This window comes from Microbacterium sp. (assembly GCF_041641055.1).
Classification (GTDB): Bacteria; Actinomycetota; Actinomycetes; order Actinomycetales; family Microbacteriaceae; genus Microbacterium.
In genome coordinates, this window is the sequence record NZ_JBEPZB010000003.1 from 193,658 (window position 1) to 215,897 (window position 22,240).

The window sequence follows — 22,240 nt, forward strand, 5'->3', positions numbered from 1 at the left end:
AGGCGGGGCAACCCGCGACGCGCTACCCTTGGTCAGTGACTCCTGAAGACGCTGTGCCCACCGACGCCCCCGAGACCCCCGGATTCGAGGAGCTCGGTATCACCGGCCCCGTCCTCAAGGCCATCAAGGACCTCGGCTACGAGACCCCCTCCCCCATCCAAGCCGCCACCATCCCGACCCTCCTGTCGGGGCGGGACGTCGTCGGCATGGCTCAGACCGGCACGGGAAAGACCGCGGCCTTCGCGCTCCCCGTCCTCGAGCGCCTCGACGTCTCGCAGAAGACGCCGCAGGCACTCGTGCTCGCGCCGACCCGCGAGCTCGCCCTGCAGGTCTGCGAGGCGTTCGAGTCGTACGCGTCGAAGATGAAGGGCGTGCACGTCCTCCCCGTCTACGGCGGACAGGGCTACGGCGTGCAGCTGTCGGCACTGCGTCGCGGTGTCCACGTGATCGTGGGAACCCCCGGTCGCATCATGGACCACCTCGCCAAGGGCACGCTCGACCTGTCGCAGCTGCAGTACCTGGTCCTCGACGAGGCGGACGAGATGCTGAAGATGGGCTTCGCCGAAGACGTCGAGCAGATCCTCGCCCAGACGCCGGAGGAGAAGCAGGTCGCCCTGTTCTCCGCCACGATGCCTCCGCAGATCCGCCGCCTCGCACAGAGGTACCTGCGTGAGCCCGAAGAGATCAGCATCAAGTCGAAGACCGCCACCGGCACGAACATCACGCAGCGCTACCTCGTGGTCTCGTACGCGCAGAAGGTCGATGCCCTCACCCGCATCCTCGAGGTCGAGAACTTCGACGGGATGATCGTGTTCGTCCGCACGAAGAACGAGACCGAGACGCTGGCGGAGAAGCTGCGGGCTCGCGGATACTCGGCCGCGGCGATCAACGGCGACGTGCCCCAGGTGCAGCGCGAACGCAGCGTGAACCAGCTCAAGGCGAGCAAGCTCGACATCCTCGTCGCGACCGATGTCGCCGCCCGTGGCCTCGACGTCGAGCGCATCAGCCACGTCATCAACTTCGACATCCCCACCGACACCGAGTCGTACGTGCACCGCATCGGTCGCACGGGCCGTGCCGGACGTACCGGAGATGCGATCAGCTTCATCACGCCGCGCGAGCGCTACCTGCTCAAGTCGATCGAGAAGGCGACGCGACAGGCGCCCACGCAGATGCAGCTGCCGAGCCTGGACGACGTGAACACCACACGTCTCGCCCGTTTCGATGACGCCATCACGAGCGCGCTGGGCGATGCCTCGCGCATCGAGAAGTTCCGCGACATCATCGACCACTACGTGCGCAACCACGATGTGCCCGAGGCGGATGTCGCTGCGGCGCTCGCCGTCGTCGCCCAGGGCGACACTCCCCTGCTGCTCGACCCGGCGGACGACCCGTTGTCGAAGGCGGTCGAGTACGACAACCGCCCGCCGCGCGAGGGCAACACCCGCGACCGCCGCGAGACCCGCGAGCCGCGTGAGCGCCGCGGTCGGGGCGACTACAAGCCGTACCGCATCGAGGTGGGACGCCGTCATCGCGTCGAGCCCCGTCAGATCGTGGGTGCACTCGCGAACGAGGGCGGCCTCGGGCGCGACGACTTCGGCGCGATCAACATCCGCCCGGACTTCACGGTCGTCGAGCTGCCCGCGAACCTCGACTCGTCCGTGCTGGACAAGCTCAAGGACACCCGCATCTCGGGCCGTCTGATCGAGATCAAGCCGGACCGTGGGCCGGCAGGCCGACGCAGCGGCGGGCCTCGCGACTCCGGTTCGCGGGATGACCGATACGAGCGTCCGCGTCAGGACCGTGACGACCGTTCCGCCCGCAGCGACGAGCGGTCCGAGAAGCCCTTCCGCAAGCCCCGCCACAAGGCCTGAGCCGACGTGCGGATCGAGCGCGCCGGATCAGCGGATGTCCGCGATCTGGCACGCTTGAGGTGGGTCGATCGCTCAGCCGACCCGGTGACGGATCGTGCTCTGGCCGCCTTCGAGGGTGACCTCTCCGCGTGGTGGGACTCGCATCGGGAGACGCACTTCGCGTTCGTCGCCCGCTCTGATGACGCGACGGTCGTCGGGGCTGCGTGGGTCGCTTTGGTGCACCGAACGCCGAGTCCGGGTACGGGCCCTCGGCTTTCGGCGGACATCCAGAGCGTCTTCGTCATGCCCGAGTATCGCGATGCCGGCCTCGGCTCGGCGCTCATCGAGGCGGCGCGGAGACATGCAGTGGACTCCGGCGCGACGAGGATCACCGTGCATTCGAGCGAGCAGGCCGTACCTGTCTACACGCGCCTGGGATTCAGAGGATCCGCGAAGCTCATGCAGTACATGGCAGAGGGGTAGAGCCGCGGAGGGTCTGCGCGGTCACGCCCTGGCGAGTGCGGCAGCGACGTCGACGAGCGCTTCCGGCTTGGCGACGAGCCTCCGCTGATCAGGATTATCGATCAGGTGCTGTAGCAGCCGGTGGGCGCCCTCTACCGTCGGAGCCCAATAGCCGCCGACGTGATGACGGCTCAACGGGGATGTGCGCCGTTCGCCGTCGATGACGACCGAGATCGAGCCGTCATCAGGGTCGGCGTCGATGTCCGACACCGTCACGAACGTCAGCGCACCGAGCAGGATCGTGCTGACCAGTCCGGGAAGCCGGAACCGCGTCGTCGGAACGTCGAGGAGGATCCGCTCCACCTGCGCCCACGCCACGATCCCGGTGTTCTCCGCGCCCTGCCTGAACAGCACGGCGTCCGGCGTCAGCCGGAGATGGTGTCGACCGGGGTCGCCGACGGCGAGGGCCCCCGGGACGGCGATCAACGGTCCGTAGCGCTTCATCCCAGAGCGTCCGGTCCTTCGGTCACGAGGATGTGGAACTGGGCGGCATCGAGGATCCGGATGCCGAGCTCCTCCGCCTTGGCGAGCTTGGAACCCGCGCCAGGCCCTGCCGCGACGAAGTCGGTCTTCTTGGAGACGCTGGACGCGGCCTTGCCACCCGCCTGGATGATCGCCTCCTGCGCGCCGTCGCGGGTGTACCCCTCGAGCGAGCCCGTCGCGACCACGGTGAGCCCGTCCAGCACGCCCCCTTCGACGACAGCGGCCCCTGGCCCCGGATGCCCGGGCGTCGCCCACTGCACACCCGCGGCTTCCCACCGACGCACGATCTCCTGATGCCAATCGACCTCGAACCACGCGAGGAGAGAATCGGCGATGATGCCGCCCACCCCTTCGACCGCGGCCAGCTCGTCGCGCGACGCGCGGCGGATCGCATCGAGGGATCCGAACCACTGGGCGAGGGCGCGAGCGGCGACCGGGCCGACATGGCGGATGTTGAGGGAGACGAGCAGCCGCCAGAGGTCCTTGGTCTTCGCCTTCTCGAGTTCGGCGAGCAGCGTGAGCGCCTGAGATGACGGCTGGGGTCCTTCGAGGCCCGACTTCTTCTCGGCAGCCGTGGGGTTGCGGCGGAAGGGCGCGCGCGTCTTGACGACGCCGTCGTCGTCTTCCTTCGGCAGACCGGTCTCGGCGTCGCGCACGACCACCTCGATCGGCACGATCTCCTCGAGGGTCAGAGCGAACAGCCCCGCTTCGGTCTCGAGCGGCGGATCGGCCGGCGTGGTCGGCTGGGTCAGCGCTGCGGCCGTCACCTCGCCCAGCGCCTCGATGTCGAGAGCACCGCGCGAGCCGATGTGCTCGACCCGACCGCGCACCTGTGCAGGGCACGAGCGCGCATTGGGGCAGCGGAGGTCGATGTCGCCCTCCTTCATCGGTCGCAACGGTGTGCCGCACTCGGGGCACACCTCGGGCATCACGAACTCGCGCTCGGTGCCGTCGCGCTTCTCGACGACCGGTCCGAGGACCTCAGGGATGACGTCGCCGGCCTTGCGCAGGACCACGGTGTCGCCGATCAGCACGCCCTTCGCCTTCACGACGTCCTTGTTGTGCAGGGTGGCCTGGCGCACCACGGATCCCGCGACCTGAGCAGGTGCCATCACCGCGAAGGGCGTGGCCCGCCCCGTCCGGCCGACGGACACGACGATGTCGAGGAGCTTCGTCTGCACCTCTTCCGGCGGGTACTTGTACGCGATCGCCCAGCGCGGGGCGCGGCTCGTCGCTCCGAGCTCGTCGTGCAGCGAGAGCTCGTCGACCTTCACGACGATTCCGTCGAGCTCGTGCTCGATGTCGTGCCGGTGCTCGCCGTAGTACTCGACGAAGGCCGCGACCTCATCGATGCTCGTGCAGACCTTCGTATGCGGGCTCGTCGGGAGGCCCCACTCGGCCAGCTTCTCGTACACCTGGCTCTGCGCCGCGACCGGCGGGTTCTCCCAGGCGCCGATGCCGTGCACGTAGAGCGCGAGCGACTCGATGCGCAGCATCCCCGCTTCGAGCTCGAGCCCGTTCTTCTTCTCGATCTGCTGTCGCAGGCCCCCACTCGCGGCGTTGCGCGGGTTGGCGAACGAGGGGAACCGTCGAGCCGCGGCGGATCGCGCCTTCTCCTCCTCGAAGGGCTTCTTGACGCCGCCCCTCTTCTCCCACCGGTCGAGCGCGTCGGCGTACGCCCGCTCGCGGAACTCGGCCTGCGCGGCATTGAGGCGTTCGAAGGCGGCGACCGGGATGAACACCTCGCCACGGACCTCGACGATCGGCGGGTGGCCCGTGCCGTCGAGCTGGAGCGGGATCTCAGGCAGCCGCAGCGCATTCTCGGTGACGATCTCGCCGACCCGGCCGTCACCCCGTGTCGCCGCGGACGTCAGCCTGCCGTTCTCATAGCGCAGGTTGATCGCGAGGCCGTCGATCTTCAGCTCGGTGAGCCAGTCCACGTCGCGCCCCGCAGAGGCTCGAGTCTTCGCCGCCCACTCCGTGAGTTCTTCGAGGGAGAAGACGTTGTCGAGGCTCAGCATCCGCTCGGCGTGCTCGATCGTCGCGAGGCCCGTCGCCTCAGCTGCTCCCACCATCTGCGTGGGTGAATCCTGGCCCTGCAGCTCGGGATGCAGGCGCTCCAGCTCTTCGAGGCGGTGCATCCACCCGTCGTAGGTGGAGTCGTCGACGAGAGAGGTGTCGCGTCCGTAGTAGGCGTCCTTCGCCTCGAGGATGCGGGTCGTCAGTTCTTCTGCCTCGACACGGGCGTCTTCCAGCGAGATGTTCTCCGGCACCCCGCCAGTCTACGAGCGGGCGCCGACATCGCGTGGGAGCGCCCTACGCGTCGACGGGCACGGCGGACACCGTGCGGTCGATCGTGAATTGACCGAGGACTCGTGTCCCCACGTAGAGCACGGCCGTCTGTCCGGGCGCGACACCGTCGAGCGGCCGCTCCGGCACCACCCTCACGCCGTCGGGCTCCACGTACGCCGTCGCACGTTCAGGCTCGGAGTGCGCGCGGATCTGCACCTCGCACTCGAACTCGGCGTCGACCGGCGCGGCACCGGCCCAGCTGAACCGTGCGCCAGAGATCTCGCGTGTCGCCAGTGCCTCCTTCGGGCCGACGACGACCGTGTTGGTCACCGGTCGGACCTCGAGGACGAAACGGGGCTTGCCGTCTGCCGCCGGCACCCCGAGCTTGAGGCCACGGCGCTGCCCGACGGTGAACGCATGAGCTCCCTCGTGCGATCCGACGACGGCTCCCTCACGATCGACGATCTCGCCGGTGGCGGTGCCGACCTTCTCGGCGAGCCAGCCGCGCGTGTCGCCGTCGGGGATGAAGCAGATGTCGTGGCTGTCCGGCTTCTGTGCGACCGTCAGCCCGCGCTCTGCGGCCTCCGCCCGCACCACGGCCTTCGACGGCGTGGTGCCGAGCGGGAAGTACGTGTGAGCGAGCTGCTCGGCGGTGAGGACTCCGAGGACGTACGACTGGTCCTTCGCATTGTCGGCGGCGCGGTGCAGCTCGAGCCCCGCATCGGTCGGCACGAGGGTCGCGTAGTGCCCCGTGCAGACGGCGTCGAAGCCCAGCTCGATCGCACGCTCGAGGAGCGCCGCGAACTTGATCTTCTCGTTGCAGCGCATGCACGGATTCGGGGTACGACCTGCCTGGTACTCCGAGACGAAGTCGGCGATCACGTCCTCGCGGAACCGCTCCGAGAAATCCCACACATAGAAGGGGATGCCGAGGAGGTCGGCCGCGCGACGCGCGTCGAGCGCATCCTCGATCGTGCAGCAGCCGCGGCTTCCCGTGCGCAGCGTCCCGCCGGCGCGGGACAGGGCGAGGTGCACGCCGACGACGTCGTGTCCGGCCTCGACCGCGCGAGCGGCGGCGACGGCGGAGTCCACTCCACCGCTCATGGCCGCAAGGATTCTCATGGCTCCAGTCTACGAGCGCGCGGCTGAGCCGGAGCCGGATGCCCGGGCGTACGCCTCGGCGATCGCGTCGAGGACCGCATCGACGTCGGCATCGGTGGATGTACGACCGAGCGAGAAGCGCAGCACGCTGCGCGCATCCTGCTCGCTGCGTCCCATCGCCATCACGACGTGCGACGGCTCGGCGACCCCCGCTTGACACGCCGAGCCGGTGGACGCGGCGATCCCCGCCATGTCGAGGAGGAACAGCAGGCTCTCCCCCACGGCGTCGGGAAACAGAAGATGCGCGTTGCCGGGGAGCCTGTTCGCGCGGTCGCCGAGCAGCTCGGCCGTCGGCACCCGCGACAGGATGCCGTCGACGAGACGCTCTCGCATCGTGACGAGCCGCGACGACTCCGTGGCACGCTCCGCCTCCGCCAGCTCGAGAGCCGTGGCGAATGCGGCGGCACCCGCGACGTCCTGGGTGCCGGCACGCAGACCGCGCTGCTGTGCCCCTCCCCGCAGGAGTCCGGTGAGGCGCGCTGTGCGGGCGGTCACGAGAGCCCCGATTCCGACCGGTGCGCCGATCTTGTGGCCGGCGACGCTGAGCGCCACGAGACCCGAACCCGCAGCGGCCTCGCCACGCAGAGCGCGGAACGACAGCGGCAGGTGTCCGAGCGCCGACACCGCATCGAGGTGAAGTGGTACTCGGGCTGCTGCGGCTGACGCGGCCAGAGACGCCGCGTCGTTGACGGTTCCCGCTTCGTTGTTGGCGACGAGCGCGGTGGCCAGCGCCGCGCCGGGCAGGCTCGCCGCGAAGGCGTCGGTGTCGATCGCCGCGGTACGCGAGACAGGCACTGCTCGAAGGACTGCCCCTGCCTCGATGAGCGCGGCGACGGTGTCCATGGTCGCGTGGTGCTCGGCATCCGGCATCACGATCGCGTCGGTTCCCTGCGGGCGCGCGCTCCACAGGCCCTGGAGCGCCAGGTTGATCGACTCCGTGCCTCCGGACGTGAAGACGACCTCGATCGGATCGCATCCGAGGACCGCCGCTGCGCGCTCGCGCGACTCCTCGAGCAGGCGTCGGGCGTCCTGACCCGCGCCGTGCGTCGACGAGGCGTTCCCGACGATCTCGCTCGCCATCAGCCACGCCTCACGCGCCTCCGGACGCAGCGGCGTCGTGGCTGCGTGATCGAGATAGTGCTGCATCCTTCCACTCTCCCCCATTTCGCGCGTGTCGGGCGCACATGGAACTGAGTGCGACGTGTCCTGAGACCAGGGCGCAGCCCCCTATTGTGTACTCATGCCCGCGATCCGAGACATCACCGTGCCCGGCGGTACTGCACTCGACAACCTCGGCGTCCGCCTGCACGACGGCGTCGGAACACTCCGCGTGTGGTCGCAGAACGCCTCGTCGATCGAGCTGGTCGTCTTCGATGCCACCGACCTCGACTGGGTCATCGACCAAGCCGACCTCGAGCGCCTTCCCGGCGGCGTCTGGGAGGTCACGACACCTCTCCTGCAGCCCGGCACCCGCTACGCGATCCGCGTCGGCGGCCCTCACGGCCCCGGCAACACGTTCAACCCGCAGACCCTGCTCCTCGACCCGTACGCGCGCGGCCTCGCGCAGGGCGACGGCTACGAGGAATGGCGATCCGTCGTGATCGTCGACGGCTTCGACTGGGGCGATTCGGCCAAGCCGCGCATCCCTCTCGACCGGACCGTGATCTACGAGGGGCACCTCAAGGGCCTCACCAAACGCCAGCCCGATGTGCCTCCCGCGCTGCACGGCACCTACGCGGGCCTCGCGCATCCCGCCATGATCGAGTACTTCCACTCGCTCGGCATCACCTCCATCGAGCTCCTGCCCGTGCACGCCTTCGTCCCGGAGCCCCGCCTCCTCGAGCGTGGTCTCACGAACTACTGGGGCTACAACACGCTCAACTTCTTCACGCCGCACACCGCGTACGCCACGGAGGAGGCCCGTAAGGGCGGACCTGAGGCCGTGCTCGCGGAGTTCAAGGGCATGGTCCGACTCCTGCACGAGGCTGGACTGGAAGTCATCCTCGACGTCGTCTACAACCACACGTCGGAGGAAGGGCTCGGCGGTCCGCGATCGAGCCTGCGCGGCATCGACAACGCGAGCTACTACCGCCAGGACGCATCGGGGGCGTACATCGACACCACCGGCTGCGGCAACACTCTGGACACCTCGACGGATGCCGGTGCCCGGCTCGTGCTCGACTCGCTGCGCTACTGGGCGCAGGAGATGCAGATCGACGGCTTCCGCTTCGATCTCGCGACCGCCATCGCCCGCGACGGCTCCCACACCTATACGCCGGAGCATCCGCTGCTGACGTCGATCTCGAACGATCCGATCCTGAGCGAGACCAAGCTGATCGCCGAGCCGTGGGACGTCGGACTCGGCGGCTGGCAGACCGGCAACTTCCCGCACGGCTGGCATGAGTGGAACGACCGCTACCGCGATCGCGTCCGCAACTTCTGGCTGAGCGACATCGACTACGCCCGTCGTGCCTCCGCCCCGGTCGGTATCGGCGGGTTCGCGACCCGTCTGGCCGGCTCGTCGAACACCTTCGCGGACGAGCGGGGACCGCTCGCGAGCATCAACTTCGTCACGGCGCACGACGGATTCACGCTGCACGACCTCGTCTCCTACGACGTCAAGCACAACGAGGCCAACGGCGAGCAGAACCGCGACGGCGCCGACATGAACCGCGCCTTCAACCACGGCGTGGAGGGCCCGACCGACGATCCCGCGATCCTCGCCGCCCGACGCAAAGCGATGCGCAACCTGCTCGGCACTCTGCTGCTCTCGGCGGGCATCCCGATGATGACGGCAGGGGACGAGGTCGGTCGCACCCAGCGCGGCAACAACAACGCCTACGCGCAGGATTCGGCGATGACCTGGCTCGGCTGGGAGAACGAGCCGTGGCAGGACGATCTCCGCGCCCACGTCACCCGGCTGATCCGCCTGCGTTCCGAGAACCCCGCGCTGCGGCCGAGCCGGTACGCCAGACTCGGCGAGCACATCCCCAACGCCTCCGTCATGGACTGGTTCGACCAGAACGGCGAGACGATGGACAGCGAGCAGTGGGCGGACCCCGGCAACCGCACACTGCAGTACGTCGCGGCCTCCACTCCTGACCGGGAGGCTGCCAACCGCATCCTGCTCATCGTGCACGGCACGGAGTCGCCGATCGACGTGCGGCTGCCGGATGAGATCGAGGATGCGACCCGGTTCGTGTCTCTCTGGTCGAGTGCCGATGAACGTCCAGGCGACGGCGGAGAGGTGTTCGCGCCCGGTGACATCCTGCCGATCCCCGGCACCTCGATGCGCCTCTTCCGGGTGGAGTGAGAGGCGGCGCGCCGCAGCCGCCGCGCGCTACCCGCCATGCCCCGCTCACGGTACATTCGGGGGGTGGCCGCACGCACGAGCAGTACCCGTCCGAAGGCTCTCCGGAGCCCCGCCCAGATCCCGCTGCGCCCCCTCGGTGCCGTGTCGGACGGTGACGACCTGCGGGCCACGCGCATACCGCTGCTGAACGCCACGCCGCAGGCCCCGGGAGGCTTCCCCCCGAAGGCGTTCGTCGGCGAGGTCGTGCCGTTCAGCGTCGTCGCGTTCCGCGAGGGCCACGACCTCATCGGAGTGCAGCTTCGGCTGACATCGCCGGACGGCGAGGACTCGCTGCACCGCCTGACACCTCTCCTGGACGGCACGGATCGCTGGCGCACCGAGCTCGCGATCGACCTGCAGGGCGAGTGGTCTTTCCGCTTCGAGGCCTTCTCCGACGATTTCGCTACCTGGGCGCATGCCGCCGAGGTGAAGGTGGCGGCCGGCGTGGATGTGCCGATCATGGCGGCTCTGGGCGCGGAGCTGCTCGTGCGCGCAGCCGCGGAGAAGGACCGACCGCTCCCCCAGCGCCGCCGGCTCGCTGCCGCCGCAGAATCGCTGCGCGACGGCGACGCCGCGACGACGACCGCCCTGTCGACGGACCCGGAGCTCGCCACGATCTTCGCCGAGCGCCCGCTGACCTCGCTCCGCTCCGTGTCTGTCGCCCACCCGCTGCGGGTGGAGCGCACGGCCGCAGGCGTCGGCGCCTGGTACGAGTTCTTCCCCCGCTCCGAGGGCGCGAGACGGCTCAAGGACGGCACGATCAGGAGCGGCACCTTCCGCACGGCGGCGAAGCGCCTGCCGGCGGTCGCCGCCATGGGGTTCGACGTCATCTACCTCGTGCCGATCCACCCGATCGGCACGACGAACCGCAAGGGCCGCAACAACACCCTCACGGCCGAGCCCGCCGACCCCGGGTCTCCCTACGCGATCGGTGCCGCCGAGGGCGGCCATGACGCGATCCACCCGGAGCTCGGGAAAGCAGCCGACTTCCGCGCCTTCATCCGGGCGGCCCGCAGCGAAGGCCTCGAGGTCGCGCTGGACCTCGCCCTGCAGGCGTCGCCGGACCACCCCTGGGTCGCCGAACATCCTGAGTGGTTCACGACGCTGCCCGACGGGACCATCGCATACGCCGAGAACCCGCCGAAGAAGTACCAGGACATCTATCCGCTGAACTTCGACAACGACCCGGAGGGCATCTACCAGGAGATGCTGCGCATCGTGCAGCACTGGGTGCGCGAAGGCGTGAAGATCTTCCGCGTCGACAACCCGCACACCAAGCCGCTGCAGTTCTGGGAGTGGCTCATCGCCACCGTGAACGCGGCAGACCCCGACGTCATCTTCCTCGCCGAGGCGTTCACCCGCCCCGCCGTCATGCGGGCGCTGGCAGCGGTCGGGTTCCAGCAGAGCTACAGCTACTTCACCTGGCGGAACACCAAGTCCGAGCTCGAGGAGTTCCTCACGAGCGTGTCGCACGAGACCAGCGACTACATGCGGCCCAACCTCTTCGTGAACACGCACGACATCCTCACGGAGTACCTGCAGTTCGGCGGCCGCGCCGCCTATCGGATCCGGGCGTGCATCGGAGCGACCGCCGCTCCCGTGTACGGCGTCTACGCCGGGTACGAGCTGTTCGAGAACGTCGCCCGTCCGGGTTCCGAGGAGAACATCGACAACGAGAAGTACGAGTACAAGCTCCGCGACTGGGAGGGTGCCGAGGCGTCCGGCGATTCGCTGGCTCCGCTGCTGCGGCGGCTCAACGCCATCCGGGGCGCGCATCCTGCCCTCAGGCAGCTGCGCAACCTGTCGGTGCACTGGAGCGACGACGACGCGGTCCTGGTGTACTCCAAGCATCTGGATGCCGCGTTCACCGGAAGCGGGTCCGCGGACACGATCCTCGTGGTGGCGAACGTCGATCCCCACTCGGTGCGTGAGACGACCGTGCACCTCGACACGACCGTGTTCGGCATCCCGCTCGGCGAGGAGTTCGAGGTGGAGGACCTCCTCACCGGCGCCGTCTGGACCTGGTCCGACCACAACTACGTGCGCCTCGACGCCTTCGCCGAACCGGTGCACATCCTGAACGTGAGGAAGCGATCATGAGCTACGTGGAAGATGCGACGACCTCATCCGATTGGGCCGACGTCGCCGCGGGTGCGCATCACGATCCCCATTCGGTGTTGGGGGCGCACTCGCACGCCGACGCCACCGACCGCACGGTCACCGTCATCAGAGCGAGGCGCCCCCTCGCGGCGTCCGTGGCCGCGGTCTTCGGCGACGGCACGAGACTCGAGCTGCATCACGTCGCACACGGCATCTGGGAAGCGCAGCACGACGGCCCGGCGGTTCCCTACCGTCTCGCCACCGCCTACGGCGAGGACGACGAGACCGTCGTCGGCGATCCGTACCGTCACGAGCCGACCCTCGGGCCCCTCGACCTGCACCTGATCGCGGAGGGCCGTCACGAGCGCCTGTGGCACGTGCTGGGCGCGCACCCGCGCTTCCTGCAGGGCGACGCCGGCGTCGCTTTCGCGGTCTGGGCGCCGAACGCCACGGCTGTCCGTGTGGCCGGCGACCACAACGGGTGGAACGGCGAGGCGCACGCGATGCGGTCGATGGGCGTGAGCGGGATCTGGGAGCTCTTCATCCCGGATCTCCCCCTCGGCACCAACTACAAGTACCAGATCCGTACGCGCGAGGGCTCGTGGATCTTCAAGGCGGATCCCATGGCGCAAGCAGCGCAGCTGCCGCCGGAGACCGCATCCGTGGTGACGCGTTCCTCCTACGCCTGGTCGGACGGAGCCTGGATGACCCGGCGTGCGGCGACCCACGCGGTCGCCCAGCCGCTGTCGGTGTACGAGGTGCATCTGGGGTCGTGGCGCGGCGGCCTCGGCTACCGCGACGCGGCGGAGCCGCTCATCGCCCACGTGACCGAGTCCGGCTTCACGCACGTCGAGTTCATGCCGCTCGCCGAGCATCCGTTCGGAGGCTCCTGGGGGTATCAGGTCAGCGGCTACTACGCCGCCACGAGCCGCTTCGGCAGCCCCGATGACCTCCGCTACCTGATCGACCGCCTGCACCAGGCGGGCATCGGCGTCATCATGGACTGGGTGCCCGGGCACTTCCCCAAGGACGCGTTCGCGTTGGCCCGGTTCGACGGACAGCCCCTCTACGAGCATCCCGACCCCCGCCGCGGCGAGCACCAGGACTGGGGCACGCTGATCTTCGACTACGGCCGCCCCGAGGTCCGCGGCTTCCTCGTCGCGAACGCCCTGTTCTGGCTGAGCGAGTTCCACGTCGACGGACTGCGTGTGGATGCGGTCGCCTCGATGCTGTACCTCGACTACTCGCGTCGCGAGGGCGAATGGGAGCCGAACATCCACGGCGGGAGGGAGAACCTCGAGGCGATCCGCTTCCTGCAGGAGGTCAACGCGACGGCCTATCGTCTGCATCCGGGTGTCCTGATGATCGCCGAGGAGTCCACCAGCTTCCCGGGCGTCACAGCCCCCACCGATCATGCAGGGCTCGGCTTCGGGTTCAAGTGGAACATGGGCTGGATGAACGACTCGCTCCAGTACATCGAACGCGACCCGATGTATCGCGCGCACCACGAGGGTGAGATGACCTTCTCGTTCGTCTACGCCTTCGGCGAGAACTACCTGCTCCCCATCAGCCACGACGAGGTCGTTCACGGCAAGGGCAGCCTCGTGGCGAAGATGCCCGGCGACCACTGGCACAAGCTCGCGAACGTGCGCGCGTACCTCGGGTACATGTGGGGGCATCCCGGTAAGAAGCTGCTCTTCATGGGGCAGGAGTTCGGTCAGCTCGCCGAATGGTCAGAGTCCCGAGAGCTGGATTGGTGGCTGCTCGATCAGCCCTCGCACGCCCAGCTGCAGAGCTTCGTGGGCGAACTGAACCGCACCTACCGTGCCCAGGCTCCGCTCTGGGAGCGCGACAGCGACGGATCGTCCTTCTCTCGGCTGGGCGCTCCCAGCTGGGATCCGAACGTCATCGCCTTCGAGCGCCGCGATGCGCACGGCGGTCGCCTGGTCGTCATCAGCAACTTCGCCGGCGTGGAACGCAGCGGCTATCGGCTGGCGCTTCCGGGTGTCGGCACCTGGCAGGAGATCCTCAACACGGATGCCGCGGAGTACGGCGGACGCGGTTCGGGCAATCTGGGGGTGGTCGTCGCTCACGCCGAGGACGGCGGCACGGCAACCGCGACCCTGACTCTCCCTGCGCTGTCGACCATCTGGCTGCGCTTCGAGGGCGAGCCGCACGTCCCGACGATCACCCGCGGGTGAGCGCCGGGACGCCGATCAGAAGAGCAGCGAAGAGAGTCGGTTGCGCGCGGAGACGACCCTCGGGTCTGCGGCGCCGATGAGCCCGAACAGCTCGACGAGGCGCTCTCGCACGGGAGTGCGGTCCGCGGTGGGCAGCTGAGCGAACAGGTCGAGAAGTCGGCCGAAGGCGTCGTCGACATGGCCTCCCGCAAGGTCCAGGTCGGCCACGTCGAACTGCGCCTGGACGTCGAGCGGGCCCGCTGCTGCGGCCGCCCGAGCCGTCTGCAGGTCGAGCTTCTGCACGCGGTCGAGCAGACGCACCTGACCGAGGCCGGCGATCGCGTCCTCGTCGCGCGGGTTCTCCGCGAGAGCCTTCTCGTACGCCGTGATCGCCGCGGCATAGTCGCCGACCTCGATCGCGGCGAACGCCTCCGCGTGCAGGGGCGGCAGCGGCGGCTCCTCGGGTGCATCGGGTGCACCGGCCTCCGCGGGCACGCCGACGTCGAGCGATCCGGTGACGCCGTTCTGCGCCGCGAGCTGGAGCAGCTGCGCGAAGACCTCGCGGACCTGCTGCTCCGGCACGGCGCCGGTGAACATCGGTACGGGCTGCCCGGCGATCAGTGCGACCACCATGGGGATCGACTGCGCCCGGAAGCCCTGTGCGAGCTGCGGGTTCGCATCGACGTCGACCTTGGCGAGAAGCACCTTGCCGCCGAGCTCCCGTGTCACCTTCTCGATGATCGGGCTCAGCTGCTTGCAGGGTCCGCACCACTCGGCCCAGAGGTCCACGACCACCGGCACGGTCCGGGAGATCTCCAGGATCTGGCCGAACGACTCGTCCGTCGCGTCGACGACGACATCGACGATGCCGCCGGCCGGAGAGCCCGGCGACGCTCCGGATGCGTTCGGCGCTCCTCCGGCGGACGCGGCCGGGCGGTTGCGCAGGCTGGACAGGTCGACGGCGCCGCGCAGAGCGGCGGGAGAGATATCGGTCACTTGATCACCTCGACGGAGAGAAGGTCCTGACGCACGGCCAGGAGGCGGATCTGCTCGGTGGACCCCTGAGCGGGGACGGAGAAGAACAGCTGGAACTCGTACTTGGTCGTCACGCCCTTGGCCGACTCGGTCACACCGGTGAGCGCCTTCGCCTGGGCGTTGTCGCCGAACCGGATGACGGCGTCCTTGGTCGTCGGCGTCACCGTCTCGGTGTCGACGAGCGAGAGGGCGACGATCGCGCCGCTGTCGAGCGTCGTCAGGGAGACCGGCGGCTCGTCGGCAGGGACGATGTCGAACGCGGTCTTCGAGGTCTTCGCGGCCCCGTTGTCGGCCAGGTTCTTCACCACGGCCTGCCGGCTGTCGCGGATCGACTGTGCGAGGTTCAGGCTCAGGTCATCGAACATGCCGTAAGACGGGCTCTTCTCCCCCGCATCGACGACGTCGGAGAACATCCCGGCGAGGTCGCCGGGCGCGATGCTGAGGAAGGCGGAGTCCTCCGGCACGAGAGAGGTGCCGAGCCAGGCTGCGGCCACCTCGGGGAAGACCGCGTCTGCGGACATCTCCGCGATGTTCGTGACCTTGTAGTTGGACCAGGGGTCCTGCTGGGTCATCGTCAGCACGACCGGCGGAACCGTCTCGTCGCCCGCGCTCTTGGACAGGAGGAGGACGGTGCGCGGCCACCGGTCGGATGCCTCTGGCAGCACGACCTCGACATCGTCGGTCGGGATCGCAGCCGGCACGGCGGTGTCGGGAAGCGCGGTCCGCAGCGCGTACTCGGTCTTGCGGGCCGTGAGGGCGGGGCCGTCCAGGCGAGTACCTGCGAGGTCGATGTCCATCGCCTCATCCGCATCGGCGATCGTCGCCGACACCTTCTGCAGGATGCGCTTCGCCTGTGCCTCGGTCACTGCCGGGGGCTTCTGGTTCTCCGGTGCGATCACCGTCGCGCTGGGCGAGGGCGACGGGCTCGAGGCGGTGAACTGCGGCCAGGAGTCGGCAGAGCATCCGCTGGCCAGGAGCGCCGTCAGCGCGAGCGCGGGGAAGGCGAGCATCCGACGTCGACGAGCCGGTCGCTGCGTGCGCATCTCAGACCTCCTGTCGTCGTTGTCTCCATCGACGGGGCGGGCAGGGTCCGCGGGCCCAGCGGGTTCGACGGGCTGTGTGCCGTCACCCTCGGCGGTTCCGGTCTCGGTCACATCGTCTGCGGGCGGGGTGTCATCCGTCCGGCCCGATTCGATCGCCGACCGCTCCGACGGCGGCAGCTGAGCGACATCGATCGGCTCGGTCGCCGGCATCGGTCCCGGACCCTTGCGACGCGGGCCACGGCCTCGGCGCTGGTGACGGATGCCGAGGACGTAGAGCACCAGGCCGACCAGCAGCACCGCCGCGCCCGCCGCCATGAGGGGACCAGCGAGCGGGGTCGAGTTGTCGAGCGGCCACGACACGACGATGTCATCCGGCGCATCCGCCGTGCCGTCGTGGGCGATGATCAGGCTCATGCCCTCGGGCAGCTGCATGTCGGCGATCAGGGCATCGGTGTCGGTGTACGAGAAGAGCCAGAGGTCGGAGCCCACCGGACTGCGGCCCGGTTCAGCCGCCGCGTCACCCGCGGCAGGAGTCGCCGCCGGTGCCGGAGTGGCGGCAGGATCCTCGCCGCCTTCCTCAGCGTCGCCATCAGCGCTCGGCTCGACCAGCTCGGCGTCGAGCTTTCCGCCGTCGCCCACAGACACATGGTTGTACGACGCGTCCGAGAGCCACGCCTCCAGATCGGCGGTGCGACCGTAGGCGGCGAAGATGTCGCCTTCCCCGCGCACCATCAGCGTCTGCTCGCCGGGATGCTCGCGGAGGACGTCGCCGTCCAGCAGCACGTAGGGGGCCGGTTCGTCCACAGACACCGAAACCTTCTGGGTGGAAGGGCCCATGAAGACGGTTCGCTGGGCTATGCCCGCAGCGATCAGTCCCGCAGCCAGCACGAAGGCCACGACGGCCCATACGAAACGCACGAATAGTCTCCTCACACGATCCGGACGCTCGCCAGGATCGGAACACTCGACATTTCAGACTATCGAAATCAGCTGTGTGTTGCCCACGAGGGGCCACTCCCCCGCCTGCGGCACGTCGTCGCCTCGGCATCGACGACGCTCGATACCCTGGCATCACGAGCTTTTCCGAGGAGCACCATGAAGATCCACAACCCCTTCCGCACCGCCCTGGTGGCGACGCTCGGCGTGGGTCTGGGCATCCTGCTGATCGGGAGCCTGCAGAACCTCTCGACCGTGCTGCTGTACGTCGGAACGGCACTCTTCCTGAGCCTCGGACTCGACCCCCTCGTCTCGTTCCTGGAGCGCAAGCGCCTGCCCCGGTGGCTCGCCGTGCTCATCACGATCGTGGCGGTGCTCGGGATCTTCGCCGGGATCATCCTGATCGTCATCCCGGTGCTCGTCGACCAGATCTCCCAGTTGATCGCGCAGATCACGGCCATCGTCCAGCGTGGCACGCTCCTGCCTGACCTCCGTCAGTGGATGGTCGACACCTTCCCCAACCTCAAGGTCGACGAGGTCTTCGCCTACGTCACCGACTGGCTCGAGACCAACCTCGCGCAGATCGGCGGCTCGATCGGCCAGGGCGTGCTCGCCGCCGGTGGCGCGGTCGTGAGCGGCCTCTTCGGCGCGTTCATCATCCTCATCCTCACGATCTACCTCACGGCATCCACACCCTCCCTCAAGCGCGCCGTCTACCAGCTCGCCCCCGCGTCGAAGCGCGAGAGGTTCATCGACCTCGCCGAGCAGATCACCGACTCGGTCGGCTACTACGTCATGGGCCAGGTCTCGCAGGGCGTGATCAACGGCGTTCTGAGCATGATCTTCCTCACGATCATCGACGCCCCCTTCCCCGCCGTGCTGGCCGTCGTGGCCTTCTTCTTCTCGCTGATCCCGTTGGTCGGCACGCTGACCGGCTCGACGATCATCGTGCTCGTCTGCCTGATCCCCGGCCTCGGTTCGCCCGCGACCGCCATCGCCGCCGCGATCTACTACCTCGTGTACATGCAGATCGAGGCGTACATCATCTCGCCGAGGATCATGAGCAGGGCCGTCTCCGTGCCCGGTGCGGTCGTGGTCGTCGCCGCTCTCGCCGGCGGCAGCCTGCTCGGACTCCTAGGCGCACTCATCGCGATCCCCGTCGCCGCGAGCATCCTGATCCTCTACCGCCAGGTGCTGATCCCGAGGATGAACGAGCTCTAAGCCGTCGGCCACTCCGTCGGGAGCGGAAGTGCTGCGGGGTTCACGGCGGCGACGATCTCGGTCAGCACGCGACGGGTCTGACTCTCCCCGACCCAGAGGTGCTTACCGGCCTCGACCGCGATGAGCGTCGCATGCGGGATGGCAGAGAACCGCTCCCGCGCCTCCGGCGGACGCAGATAGTCGTCGAGTTCGGGAACCAGCACCACGACCTCGACATCCGGCGACTCGGCCCAAGCGGACACCTCGGCCTCGGTCGCGCGATGCAGCGGAGGCGACAGGAGGATGATCCCCTCGACGTCGTGCTCTCTCCCGTACTTGAGTGCCAGCTCCGTGCCGAACGACCATCCGAGCAGCCACGGTCGCGGCAGAGCGCGGTCACGGACGACGTCCATCGCGGCAGCGACGTCGAACTGCTCGGCTGCTCCCCCGTCGAACGCTCCGTCGCTCGTACCGCGCGCCGAGGTCGTCCCCCGGGTGTTGAACCGCAGCACGGCGAGATCGGCCAGCGCAGGCAGGCGCGCAGCCGCCTTGCGGATGATGTGCGAGTCCATGAAGCCGCCGGCGGTCGGCAGCGGATGCAGCGTCACGAGTGTCGCGACCGGCGCCTTCCCCTCCGGCAGTGCCAGCTCACCGACGAGGGACAGGTCGTCCGCCGTCCGCAGGACGATGTCCTCCCGTCGAGCCGGGAGCTCGATCGGGCCACGGATCTCGATGCTCACGCAATCCTCCAACAGTGGGTGTGCCAGTGCCGACGCGCGGCGAGGTCCGCCGCGTCGCCGAGAACGCCGTCGGCTCGCCAGACGACGAGATGTGCCGTACCGGTGGTCACCACGCGACCGCAGCCCGGACAGGTGTACTCCTTCTGCGCTTGGACCGCGGAGACGGGCTGCACCGTCCACTCCGCGCCGCGACGCACCTCGGTGCGCTTCCAGGACGCGAGCAGACGATCGAGGGAATCCTCGGCCTCAGGGCGCGTCGGACGGCGCTTGCGGGAGCGAGCCATGAAGGCGGCTCACCACCAGTGGTTGTTCGTCCAGAAGGCGTGGGCTCCTGCCCAGCTGCCGTAACGGCCTGTCGCATACCCGGTGGCCCACCGGAGGTTGTCGACCGGGTCGTACCCGTTTCCGGGGACCTTGCTGCACGGCAGCGCCTGGACGAGACCGCAGGCACCCGACGACGCGTTGGTGGCGTTCGGGTTCCAGCCGCTCTCGCGCGAGACGATGTAGTCGACGTAGCCCCAGTCGGACTCGGCGATCCCCGCCGCCGCCATCCACTCCGCCGGCGCACCGCCGCCGGTGTAGAAGAGCGGACCGCTGGGTGCGGACTGGTCCGAGGACTCGGTCGAGGCCTGGACCGGCTTCGGCTTCGGCTTGGGCTTCGGTTTCACGTAGACCGAGAAGGTGCCTCGCTCGACAGGAGTGATCGCTGCGCCCTCGACCGTCACTGTCAGGTTCTGCGTCTCGGTGAGCGCCGCGGAGTACACCGACTCGGGCGTCTCGTCCTCGGGCTGCTGAGCGAGCGCCACTCCGGTCGGAGCGACCATGGCGGCGGCGAAGCCCACGACTGCCAGTGCCCCGAAGAAGGCCACCACACCGCGGCGGCGGGTGCCCTTGCGCGCCGAAAGAGACGTCGATGCGGGCACCGGCGTGACGTCGTTTCGCTGAGGGGTGATGTCGTTTCGGGAGTTCACGATAGGAGGCAGTCTACCCGGTGAGCCGTCGGACGGCCACGGAAACGCTCAGCGAACGGCCAGGATGACATCGACGGTGGCATCCAGGAGAGCATCGACCTGCTCCTCCCGATACCCACCGCGCTGCATGCGGAACGCCGCCGAGCGCAGCTGCTCCGCCGTGAGCGGCTCGCCGTCACGGAGGTAGCGGGCGATGCGCGTGCTGACGTGATCGACCTCGTCGATGCGGTAGCCGAAGGTGAGGAAGCCGGTGCGCGCGAAGCGCTGACGACGAGGACGGGCGAGGTGATCGAGGATCACCTGCGCGTCATCCCTGGCCTGCTCGACCCATGCGCCGGCACCGTTCGAGCGGACCGCTCGCTCACGCGCGCGCGCCGCGAGGGCGTCTTCGACCCGCCCCAGGGCCGCATCGACCTCGGATACGACATACCCGCCCTTGACGAGCGGGAACGATGCGACGCGCACATCGGCCGCGGTGAGGTCGTCGGCATCGCTCTCGAACGCCGTCCGCGCTGCGGCGAGGAACGTGTCGACTGCCGCACGGTGATAGCCCTGGGTGCGGCCCGTGGTCACCGAGAAGGCGGGAGGCGCCTCGCTCGTGTCTTCCGAGATGCGCACGTCTTCTGAAGTCATCACAGCACCGCCCAGGACGAGAAGAGGAAGTAGAGGCACAGTGCAGGGACGGTCGACGGGAGGATGCTGTCGAGCCGGTCGAGGAGGCCACCGTGCCCGGGGAGCCAGGAGCTCATGTCCTTGATGCCGAGATCTCGTTTCAGCATGGACTCGCCGAGGTCGCCCAGGGTCGCCGAGAGCAGGATCGAGATGCCGAAGATCACGCCGATCCACCACGGCAGATGAAGGAGGAAGATCGCGAGGAGGACACCGGCGGCGATGGAGCCGACCACGGCGCCGCCGAATCCCTCCCAGGTCTTCTTCGGGCTGATCTTCGGTGCCATCGGGTGGCGTCCGAAGGAGAGCCCGGCCGCGTAGGCACCGGTGTCGGCGACGACGGCGATCGCGATGAAGCTGAGCACCCACCACTGGCCGTCTTCCTGCTTGAGCAGGAGAAGAGCGACCGCCGCGAGGAACGGCACGTAGATCTGCACGAATCCGCCGATGACGGCATCAGCGAGCACGTCACCGTAGGTACGACCGTCCGCAGCGACCATCTGGGCGACGAGTCGCCAGACGATCACGAAGGCGACCGCCAGGAACAGGACGACCCAGACGAGCCACAGATCGAGGAAGAACGCCGACAGCACCAGCAGAGTCGCCGAGATGAACTGCGGCACGACGTCGATCCGACGTCCCGAGGCGCGCAGTGCGAGGGACAGCTCGTAGACGCCGAGCAGGGCAGCCGCGAGGGCGAACGGGACGAACAGCACCTTGATGAAGATCAGGGACGCCAGCAACGCGGCACCGAAGGCGAGGCCGATCAGGATCGCGAGGATCAGGTCGCGACCCGTCCGCTCCTTGATGCGCTCATTGGCCTGGTCGAGCTGCCCGCGCGCATTGGACACATGGGTGCCCAGTTCATCGCGCGCCGCTCTCCATTGCTCACGGATCGCATTGTGCTCGGCCGTGTCGACACTGGGCACCGAGATGACCGGCTCCTCCGCCGGCAACGGAGGGCGCGGAGGGATGCTCGACGAGTCGAACGCGGGGAAGGCATCATCGATCAGCGGGATGCCGCCGGTCGTGGTCGACGAGTCGCGCGCCTCACGGCGCGTCTGCGGCTTGTCGGTGTCGTCACCGGTGGGTTCGTCGGACATACCGCCTACACCTCGAGGAGTTCGGCCTCTTTGCGCTTGAGAGCGTCGTCGATCAGATCGACGTGCTGGCGCGTGAGGGCGTCGAGTTCCTTCTCTCCCCTGGCGATCTCGTCTTCTCCGAGTTCGCTCTTGAGGCCGTCGAGCTCGTCCTTCGCCTTCCGGCGGATGCCGCGCACGTGCACCTTGGCGTCCTCGCCCTTGGACTTGACGAGCTTGACGTACTCTTTGCGGCGCTCTGCCGTGAGCTCGGGCATCGTGACGCGGACGAGGTTTCCGTCGTTCGTCGGGTTCGCACCGAGGTTGGGCATGTCCCTGATCGCCTGCTCGATCGCCTTCAGCGCCGACTTGTCGTAGGGAGTGATGATGAGCGTACGCGCCTCCTGGTTGGCCAGGGAGGCGAGCTGAGCGAGCGGAGTCGGCGTTCCGTAGTAGTCGACGAGGACCTTCTGGAACAGCTGGGGGTTGGCACGACCGGTGCGCACCGTGGAGAAGTCCTCCTTGGCGGCCTCGACCGCTCGTGCCATACGGGAGGTGGTTTCAGCGAGGACATCCGCGATCACGGTGACTCCTATCGTCGGGGTGTTCTGAAATTCTATCGGG

General features: G+C 68.7%; 18 protein-coding genes. 6 read left to right on the top strand and 12 right to left on the bottom strand.

Going from position 1 to position 22,240, the window contains the following annotated elements; translation table 11 throughout:
- Positions 1-35: 35 nt before the first annotated feature.
- Both ACESK8_RS03450 and ACESK8_RS03455 read left to right on the top strand, forming a co-directional pair.
- Positions 36-1,874, top strand: a complete 1,839-nt coding sequence (locus tag ACESK8_RS03450) for a DEAD/DEAH box helicase (RefSeq protein ID WP_372967264.1) — start codon at positions 36-38, stop codon at positions 1,872-1,874.
- A gap of 84 nt (positions 1,875-1,958) precedes the next feature.
- Positions 1,959-2,336, top strand: coding sequence for a GNAT family N-acetyltransferase (locus ACESK8_RS03455; protein ID WP_372967265.1), 378 nt, complete (start codon positions 1,959-1,961; stop codon positions 2,334-2,336).
- A 21-nt stretch (positions 2,337-2,357) separates the two neighbouring features.
- Here the strand turns inward: ACESK8_RS03455 and ACESK8_RS03460 are convergent, their stop codons facing one another.
- From ACESK8_RS03460 to ACESK8_RS03475, 4 genes are read right to left on the bottom strand one after another with little or no spacing between them, the layout of a single operon-like run.
- Positions 2,358-2,819, bottom strand: coding sequence for a hypothetical protein (locus tag ACESK8_RS03460; RefSeq protein WP_372967266.1), 462 nt, complete (start codon positions 2,817-2,819; stop codon positions 2,358-2,360).
- The gene (gene ligA, locus ACESK8_RS03465) at positions 2,816-5,131 is read right to left on the bottom strand and encodes an NAD-dependent DNA ligase LigA (protein WP_372967267.1); all 2,316 of its coding nucleotides are present in this window, start codon (positions 5,129-5,131) and stop codon (positions 2,816-2,818) included. Before ligA ends, ACESK8_RS03460 begins: the two co-directional genes overlap by 4 nt.
- 43 nt (positions 5,132-5,174) lie before the next feature.
- Positions 5,175-6,272: a tRNA 2-thiouridine(34) synthase MnmA gene (gene mnmA, locus ACESK8_RS03470; protein ID WP_372967268.1), complete on the bottom strand. Its 1,098-nt coding sequence runs from the start codon at positions 6,270-6,272 to the stop codon at positions 5,175-5,177.
- A 9-nt stretch (positions 6,273-6,281) separates the two neighbouring features.
- Complete coding sequence (locus ACESK8_RS03475; protein ID WP_372967269.1) at positions 6,282-7,457, bottom strand: cysteine desulfurase family protein; 1,176 nt, start codon at positions 7,455-7,457, stop codon at positions 6,282-6,284.
- Between the two features lie 94 nt (positions 7,458-7,551).
- On the opposite strand from ACESK8_RS03475, the gene glgX reads away from it, so the two are divergent.
- From glgX to glgB, 3 genes are read left to right on the top strand one after another with little or no spacing between them, the layout of a single operon-like run.
- A complete protein-coding gene (glgX, locus tag ACESK8_RS03480; protein WP_372967270.1) occupies positions 7,552-9,624 on the top strand; it encodes a glycogen debranching protein GlgX in 2,073 nt (690 codons plus the stop codon).
- 36 nt (positions 9,625-9,660) lie between these two features.
- Positions 9,661-11,763 carry an alpha-1,4-glucan--maltose-1-phosphate maltosyltransferase gene (locus tag ACESK8_RS03485; protein ID WP_372967271.1) on the top strand — a complete coding sequence of 701 codons (2,103 nt, stop codon included), beginning with the start codon at positions 9,661-9,663 and terminating at the stop codon, positions 11,761-11,763.
- A complete protein-coding gene (gene glgB / locus ACESK8_RS03490) occupies positions 11,760-13,964 on the top strand; it encodes a 1,4-alpha-glucan branching protein GlgB (RefSeq protein ID WP_372967272.1) in 2,205 nt (734 codons plus the stop codon). Before ACESK8_RS03485 ends, glgB begins: the two co-directional genes overlap by 4 nt.
- A 15-nt stretch (positions 13,965-13,979) precedes the next feature.
- On the opposite strand, the gene ACESK8_RS03495 is transcribed toward glgB, so the two are convergent.
- Positions 13,980-14,939: a tetratricopeptide repeat protein gene (locus ACESK8_RS03495; RefSeq protein WP_372967273.1), complete on the bottom strand. Its 960-nt coding sequence runs from the start codon at positions 14,937-14,939 to the stop codon at positions 13,980-13,982.
- A complete protein-coding gene (locus ACESK8_RS03500; RefSeq protein ID WP_372967274.1) occupies positions 14,936-16,939 on the bottom strand; it encodes a glycosyl transferase in 2,004 nt (667 codons plus the stop codon). The genes ACESK8_RS03495 and ACESK8_RS03500 overlap by 4 nt, the downstream gene beginning before the upstream one ends.
- A 177-nt stretch (positions 16,940-17,116) precedes the next feature.
- Here ACESK8_RS03500 and ACESK8_RS03505 point away from each other — a divergent pair, with 177 nt between their 5' ends.
- Positions 17,117-18,178, top strand: a complete 1,062-nt coding sequence (locus tag ACESK8_RS03505; protein ID WP_372967275.1) for an AI-2E family transporter — start codon at positions 17,117-17,119, stop codon at positions 18,176-18,178.
- Here ACESK8_RS03505 and ACESK8_RS03510 read toward each other — a convergent pair.
- The 6 genes from ACESK8_RS03510 to frr are packed head-to-tail and all read right to left on the bottom strand — an operon-like array spanning position 18,175 to position 22,200.
- Positions 18,175-18,891, bottom strand: a complete 717-nt coding sequence (locus tag ACESK8_RS03510; protein ID WP_372967289.1) for an alpha/beta hydrolase — start codon at positions 18,889-18,891, stop codon at positions 18,175-18,177. The genes ACESK8_RS03505 and ACESK8_RS03510 overlap by 4 nt on opposite strands.
- 2 nt (positions 18,892-18,893) lie before the next feature.
- Positions 18,894-19,181, bottom strand: coding sequence for a hypothetical protein (locus tag ACESK8_RS03515; protein ID WP_372967276.1), 288 nt, complete (start codon positions 19,179-19,181; stop codon positions 18,894-18,896).
- 9 nt (positions 19,182-19,190) lie between these two features.
- Entirely contained in the window at positions 19,191-19,868 is a 678-nt protein-coding gene (locus ACESK8_RS03520) for a transglycosylase SLT domain-containing protein (protein ID WP_372967277.1), read from the bottom strand.
- A 48-nt stretch (positions 19,869-19,916) separates the two neighbouring features.
- Positions 19,917-20,501: a DivIVA domain-containing protein gene (locus ACESK8_RS03525; protein ID WP_372967278.1), complete on the bottom strand. Its 585-nt coding sequence runs from the start codon at positions 20,499-20,501 to the stop codon at positions 19,917-19,919.
- Positions 20,501-21,640 carry a phosphatidate cytidylyltransferase gene (locus tag ACESK8_RS03530; RefSeq protein WP_372967279.1) on the bottom strand — a complete coding sequence of 380 codons (1,140 nt, stop codon included), beginning with the start codon at positions 21,638-21,640 and terminating at the stop codon, positions 20,501-20,503. Before ACESK8_RS03530 ends, ACESK8_RS03525 begins: the two co-directional genes overlap by 1 nt.
- Positions 21,641-21,645: 5 nt before the next feature.
- Positions 21,646-22,200 carry a ribosome recycling factor gene (frr, locus tag ACESK8_RS03535; protein ID WP_372967290.1) on the bottom strand — a complete coding sequence of 185 codons (555 nt, stop codon included), beginning with the start codon at positions 22,198-22,200 and terminating at the stop codon, positions 21,646-21,648.
- Positions 22,201-22,240: the final 40 nt, after the last annotated feature.

What these genes read in the sequence shown, in the direction of transcription:
- ACESK8_RS03515 (WP_372967276.1), bottom strand. Translation starts at nt 19,181, where the DNA reads ATGGCTCGCTCCCGCAAGCGCCGTCCGACGCGCCCTGAGGCCGAGGAT.
- ACESK8_RS03530 (WP_372967279.1), bottom strand. Translation starts at nt 21,640, where the DNA reads ATGTCCGACGAACCCACCGGTGACGACACCGACAAGCCGCAGACGCGC.
- glgB (WP_372967272.1), top strand. Translation starts at nt 11,760, where the DNA reads ATGAGCTACGTGGAAGATGCGACGACCTCATCCGATTGGGCCGACGTC.
- ACESK8_RS03485 (WP_372967271.1), top strand. Translation starts at nt 9,661, where the DNA reads ATGCCCCGCTCACGGTACATTCGGGGGGTGGCCGCACGCACGAGCAGT.
- glgX (WP_372967270.1), top strand. Translation starts at nt 7,552, where the DNA reads ATGCCCGCGATCCGAGACATCACCGTGCCCGGCGGTACTGCACTCGAC.
- ACESK8_RS03475 (WP_372967269.1), bottom strand. Translation starts at nt 7,457, where the DNA reads ATGCAGCACTATCTCGATCACGCAGCCACGACGCCGCTGCGTCCGGAG.
- ACESK8_RS03505 (WP_372967275.1), top strand. Translation starts at nt 17,117, where the DNA reads ATGAAGATCCACAACCCCTTCCGCACCGCCCTGGTGGCGACGCTCGGC.
- mnmA (WP_372967268.1), bottom strand. Translation starts at nt 6,272, where the DNA reads ATGAGAATCCTTGCGGCCATGAGCGGTGGAGTGGACTCCGCCGTCGCC.
- ACESK8_RS03460 (WP_372967266.1), bottom strand. Translation starts at nt 2,819, where the DNA reads ATGAAGCGCTACGGACCGTTGATCGCCGTCCCGGGGGCCCTCGCCGTC.
- ACESK8_RS03525 (WP_372967278.1), bottom strand. Translation starts at nt 20,501, where the DNA reads ATGACTTCAGAAGACGTGCGCATCTCGGAAGACACGAGCGAGGCGCCT.